Source organism: Paenibacillus ihuae (genome assembly GCF_001368795.1).
Classification (GTDB): Bacteria; Bacillota; Bacilli; order Paenibacillales; family Paenibacillaceae; genus Paenibacillus_AQ; species Paenibacillus_AQ ihuae.
Window position 1 is genome coordinate 1 of the sequence record NZ_LN831198.1, and the last position, 5412, is coordinate 5412.

At 48.7% G+C, this 5412-nt stretch carries 3 protein-coding genes, 3 tRNA genes and 1 pseudogene; 5 read left to right on the forward strand and 2 right to left on the reverse strand.

Annotated features, from left to right (window positions below):
- From AQR02_RS00005 to AQR02_RS00020, 4 genes are all read left to right on the forward strand, one after another.
- A tRNA-Arg gene (locus AQR02_RS00005) sits at nucleotides 1–77 on the forward strand.
- Nucleotides 78–108: 31 nt separating this feature from the next.
- A tRNA-Pro gene (locus AQR02_RS00010) sits at nucleotides 109–182 on the forward strand.
- A gap of 12 nt (nucleotides 183–194) precedes the next feature.
- A tRNA-Gly gene (locus AQR02_RS00015) sits at nucleotides 195–265 on the forward strand.
- Nucleotides 266–446: 181 nt separating this feature from the next.
- Nucleotides 447–1397 (forward strand): helix-turn-helix transcriptional regulator, encoded by a 951-nt coding sequence (locus tag AQR02_RS00020; RefSeq protein WP_054938843.1) that lies wholly within the window; start codon nucleotides 447–449, stop codon nucleotides 1395–1397.
- A gap of 60 nt (nucleotides 1398–1457) precedes the next feature.
- Here AQR02_RS00020 and katA read toward each other — a convergent pair whose 3' ends face one another.
- A complete protein-coding gene (katA, locus tag AQR02_RS00025) occupies nucleotides 1458–2915 on the reverse strand; it encodes a catalase KatA (RefSeq protein WP_054938844.1) in 1458 nt (485 codons plus the stop codon).
- Nucleotides 2916–3131: 216 nt separating this feature from the next.
- Entirely contained in the window at nucleotides 3132–4748 is a 1617-nt protein-coding gene (gene glgP / locus AQR02_RS00030; protein WP_054938845.1) for an alpha-glucan family phosphorylase, read from the reverse strand.
- A gap of 357 nt (nucleotides 4749–5105) precedes the next feature.
- On the opposite strand from glgP, the pseudogene AQR02_RS00035 reads away from it, so the two are divergent.
- Nucleotides 5106–5412, forward strand: a pseudogene (locus AQR02_RS00035) (hypothetical protein); the annotation flags it as partial.

Genomic DNA, 5412 nt, shown 5'->3' on the forward strand with positions numbered 1-5412 from the left:
GCGCCCTTAGCTCAGCTGGATAGAGCGTTTGACTACGAATCAAAAGGTCGGGAGTTCGAATCTCTCAGGGCGCGCCACTTATTTTTTTGAAGTGTGATTACCGTATTACGGGATGTAGCTCAGCTTGGTAGAGCACCTGGTTTGGGACCAGGGGGTCGCATGTTCAAATCGTGTCATCCCGATTTTATATCTTTGCGGGTGTAGTTCAATGGTAGAACTTTAGCCTTCCAAGCTAATAGCGTGGGTTCGATTCCCATCACCCGCTTCATAAACAAAGAAAGAGCTGTGGATTATCCGCAGCTCTTTTTTTTCGGTAAAAGGCTGGATAGAAAGTAGTGAGACCTTTGGAAAGACGTGTATTTAGTGACAGCGGGAATGCCGGTAGCTGATATATTATATTTACATAATTATCCGCATTGAATACATGAAGCCAAGGAGCATACCGCATGACCGACAAAGTAATTCGAATCTTCAAAATTATCAACGCGATCCAATCTAATCCCGGAATTATGGCCACCGATCTTGCATTCAGATGTGATGTGACCCTCCGGACGATTTACAGGGATCTTGATATGATCAGCCATTTTGCCCCGGTTACGAATGAAGGCAGGGGGACCGGCTACAGGTTCCTGGGTAAGTTTTTTCAATATCCGCTGGATTTCTCAGAGCAGGAGGCATTGGCATTCTCCCTTTTGCCCTCAGTGCTGAATCCGGACAAAATCCCCCCGGGTTTTCACACCGCCTATGACAAGGTTATGGGCACACATCTGAAAGAGAAATCTAAGCAGAATGGAATTCTGGAGAACATTGCGGATATTATCCAAATGGGGAAACCGGCTTACCGCAAAGAAAGCCGGAATTTCCTGCAGCCGATTATCGGAGCGATTCTGGAACAAAAGAGTATCCGGACTATTTATCACTCTCAGTCACGCAATGCCACAACAGAACGTGAAATTGATCCCTATTATTTAATACCGCGCGACCAGCGATTTTATCTTATTGGGTACTGTCATGTTAAGGGGGCCATCCGTACCTTCCGTATGAGCCGGTTTCAGCAGGTTGAGGTTACGGACTCATGCTTTGACAAAAGCGGGTTTAATATTAAAAGTTATTTAAAACATACCTGGTCGATTAACCGTGGGAATAAATACATAAGGTTCAAAGTGCGCTTTTCTCCGGAGGTGGCGCGCTACATCAAGGAAGAAGAGCTGTTCGTTCATCCACGGATGAGCGATGGGAAAGACGGCAGTCTTCTGTTCGAAGTGACTGTTAACAATGCTAATGAGTTCATGAAATGGATATTGCAATATGGCCCCAATGCTGAGATTCTCGAACCCCTGTCGGCCAGAGCAGAGCTTCAACTTCAATTGGAACAGTGGGTAGGGCTTTATCAGTAGAGTTGCTTGAAAATCGATAAATCCCCGGGCTACGAGCCCGGGGATTTTTATTGGAAGGTTTTATTCAGCTGCAGGTACAGGCAATCCAAGTCCGGCAGCCACACGCTGCCCGAACTCAGGATCAGCTTTGTAGAAGTGGCCGATCTGGCGGATTTTGATCTCATCGTATTCCACAGGTGTCATGGCCCCCACGATATTCTGGACAAGCCGGGCACGTTCCTCTTCACTCAGCAGACGGTACAGATCACCAGCTTGTGTATAATGATCGTTGTGATCGTATGGCACACTGTCTGCCTGGCCGGAAACTTTAAAAGCTGCAGGCTTATGCTGCGGAGATTCTGTTGCGCCGCCAAAGCTGTTAGGCTCGTAGTAGACGGACCCGCCGCCATTGCTGGTGGAATTCATCGCACCGTCACGCTGGTTATTGTTCACCTCTGCAGCAGGCCGGTTGATCGGCAGCTGGTTGTGGTTCGCACCTACCCTGTAACGGTGGGCATCGGCGTAAGCGAACAGGCGGCCCTGGAGCATTTTGTCGGGGGAAGCTTCAATTCCGGGGACGAACGATCCAGGGGAGAAGGTCGCCTGCTCGACTTCTGCGAAATAGTTCTCAGGATTACGGTCCAGTACAATACGGCCGAGCTCAATCAGCGGATAGTCCTTCTGCGACCAGACCTTGGTTACGTCGAACGGGTCGAACCGGTACGTATCAGCCTCTTCTTCCGGCATGATCTGTACGCAGAGTCTCCAGGCCGGGAAATCGCCTTTATCAATGGCGTTGAATAAGTCCTCGGTATGATAATCTGGATTCTCACCGGCAAGCTGTGCCGCCAGGTTGACATCCAGATTTCTTACACCCTGTTCTGTTTTGAAATGATATTTCACCCAAACAGCTTTCCCTTCAGCATTGACCCATTTAAAGGTATGGCTTCCGAAGCCATGCATATGACGGAGCGTTGCCGGAATGCCGCGGTCTGACATCAGGATGGTAACCTGGTGCAGTGATTCGGGCGATAAAGACCAGAAGTCCCAGACAGCATTTGGATTCTTCAGGTGCGTCTGCGGATGACGTTTCTGGGTGTGGATGAAATCCGGGAACTTAATCGCATCGCGGATGAAGAAGACCGGCGTGTTGTTCCCAACAAGATCATAATTGCCTTCCTCTGTATAAAATTTAACGGCAAAGCCGCGTGGGTCACGGACAGTATCAGCAGAACCAAGTTCACCGGCTACGGTCGAGAAGCGGATGAACATCGGCGTGCGTTTGCCTACCTCAGACAAGAAGGCTGCTTTGGTATATTGGGACAAATCCTGCGTAACCTCAAAATATCCATGAGCACCGGCCCCTTTAGCGTGAACGACACGCTCCGGAACACGTTCTCTGTTGAAATGGGCCAGTTTCTCGAGCAGATGAACATCCTGCAGCAAAGTGGGTCCACGGGAACCTGCTGTCATTGAATTCTGATTGTCTCCTACGGGGGCGCCCCAGCTTGTTGTAAGTTTGTTATTGCTTTGACTCATGAATACACTCACCTCGGTATAGGATTTGAATTTAGAATTAGTATAAGTTCTATAATAACAAAAATTTGATGAAAATCAATCCTTTTTTATAATCATTTTAATTAACAATAAAAGAGCCTCCCCTCCGCTAAAGCGGAGGAGAGGCTGGTAATGTGATAAATCTCCTAGAAATGAGGGAGTGATCAGAATCGAATAATTAATTTCGTCGATACCTGCTTAACCCTTGATGTACATTTTGTTGTAATATTCATCCAGCATTCGTTTACTTGCGAATTCGGTGCGGGTAGTTTCGATACTCTTGTGCATCATCTCTACCCATTTATCACGGTTCTCATAAAAGGTCGGAACTACCCGGTTCAGAAGTGTATCATAAAGTGCGTCACTGTCATGCTTGTCGAGCACTTCAAAATCAGTAGTTTCAAAACCGTCGCCAATCTGCCAGCCATTCTCCCCGTCAATGCAGGCTTCCGGCCACCAGCCGTCCAGGATGGAGCAGTTCAGCACCCCGTTCATCGCAGCCTTCATTCCGGAGGTTCCGCTCGCTTCCAGTGGTCTGCGCGGATTGTTGAGCCAAATGTCGGATCCCCGGGTCAGCTGTGCACCGATCGTCATGTCGTAGTTTTCCAGGAAAACTACGCTCTTCGGATACTTCTTCATCATGGCGACGAGGTTGCTGACGATTTTTTTGCCATTGTCATCCAGCGGATGGGCTTTGCCGGAGAAAACAATTTGGATTTTGCCGTCTCTCAGGTAAGGCTCGATCACTTCCGGCTGGGAGAAAATCAGGTCGCTGCGCTTGTAAGGCGCGGCACGGCGGGAGAAGCCGATCAGCAGATTGTCGGGATTCAAGGCAATGCCGGAGCGCTCCTCAATAAAGCCGATCAGTTCATTCTTGATCTCTGCATGTGTAGCCCACAGATCGCCTCCTTCCTCGAAGGCACGGGTCATCCGTTCATCTACCCAGGTAGGGGTATGAATGGCATTGGTGATGCCGATGATTTCCGATCTGCCGGCAACCTCTTTCCACATTTTATTAGCAGTATCGGCGTGCAGCTGGGCAACGGCATTGGAGATCCGCGACAGGCGCAGACCGGCCACGGTCATGTTGAACGGTTCACCGCCGATCCGCTCCATTTGGTCACGGGTTAAGCCGTTAAAGGCACTCATGTACTCCAGACGGTCTAGCGGATGGGTCTCATTGCCTTCTTTTATCGGGGTGTGGGTAGTGAACACAACTTCTTCGCGCGTCGCTTTCCAGGCTTCTTCAAAGGTGCTGCCGCCGGACATTTTTTCGCGGATTAGCTCGATTGCAGCCAGCGCAGCATGGCCTTCATTGAAATGATAGACATCGATCGGAATCTGCAGCGCACGCATCGCCTTCACCCCGCCAATGCCGAGCACAATCTCCTGTGCAATCCGTTCTTCACCAAACCAGCCATACAGCTGGCCGGTAATCCAGGCATCACTGTTCTCCGGGATATCCGTATCAAGCAGATAGAGGGGGCTATTGCCGAATTGCTCGGTTTTCCACACTTTGCAGACCACATCGGTTTTTCTGACTTTTACAGAAACCTTAACCCCTGTATCTTCAAGGAAATCATAGACATAATTGTGGTAAGAGTCATAGGGATTGCCATTCGCATCAATCTTCTGGTCCGTGTAGCCTTGCTTCCATTTCAGTCCGATAGGGATGATTGGGGCACCAATGTCCTTTGCACCTTTGATGTAATCTCCAGCAAGGATGCCCAGGCCGCCGGCATACATTTTGAAGTCGGAATGCAGGCCATACTCCATGCTGAAATAAGCGACAGACGGTAATTTGTTCTGGTTCACTTGATAAGCCTCCTAAATACGAATTAGTTTGGAATCAGGTGTTGCTGTTAGCTACATCTAAGGTGCAAACGTTTGCTCAAAACGGTGAAGCTTTCCCTGGAAGCGATTGCACACCTATTCTAGCACATTTGCTGAACAAAAGCATAGCGAAGTTTGAAAAACAACTCGTCATGGAAAAGCATACAAATTCAGCAAGCCGGGGTCTGCGCGAAGTAGGTATCTTTGGCTAGTGCCAGGGGAGTATGGCAAGTTCAGGACTGAGCAAAACCTCCTAAATATTCATTTTTACTCATCAGGCGGCGGACGGCAGCCGAAATATATGATGAAACATACCACAACATAGGGGGAACGGAGCACATGAAAAAAATCCTCAGTATCTTTGCAAGCTGTCTTTTGGCCGTAAGCATGATGTCGGGAGCAGCACTGGCAAAACCTGAAAACGGTAACGGGAAAGGTAACAGCAACGGTAATAGCAGTAAAGAAGCTGCCGCAACACCAGCAGCGACACCAGCAGCCGATAAAGAGAAAGAAAAGGACAAAGAGAAAGGCAATGAAAAAGCTAAAGAAAGCGTTACTTCTGTTACATATGCAACATATGGAAACAAGGGTCACAATGGATATAAGGGTCTTCTGAATGCGATCGAAAATGTGAAGGACAAGCCGG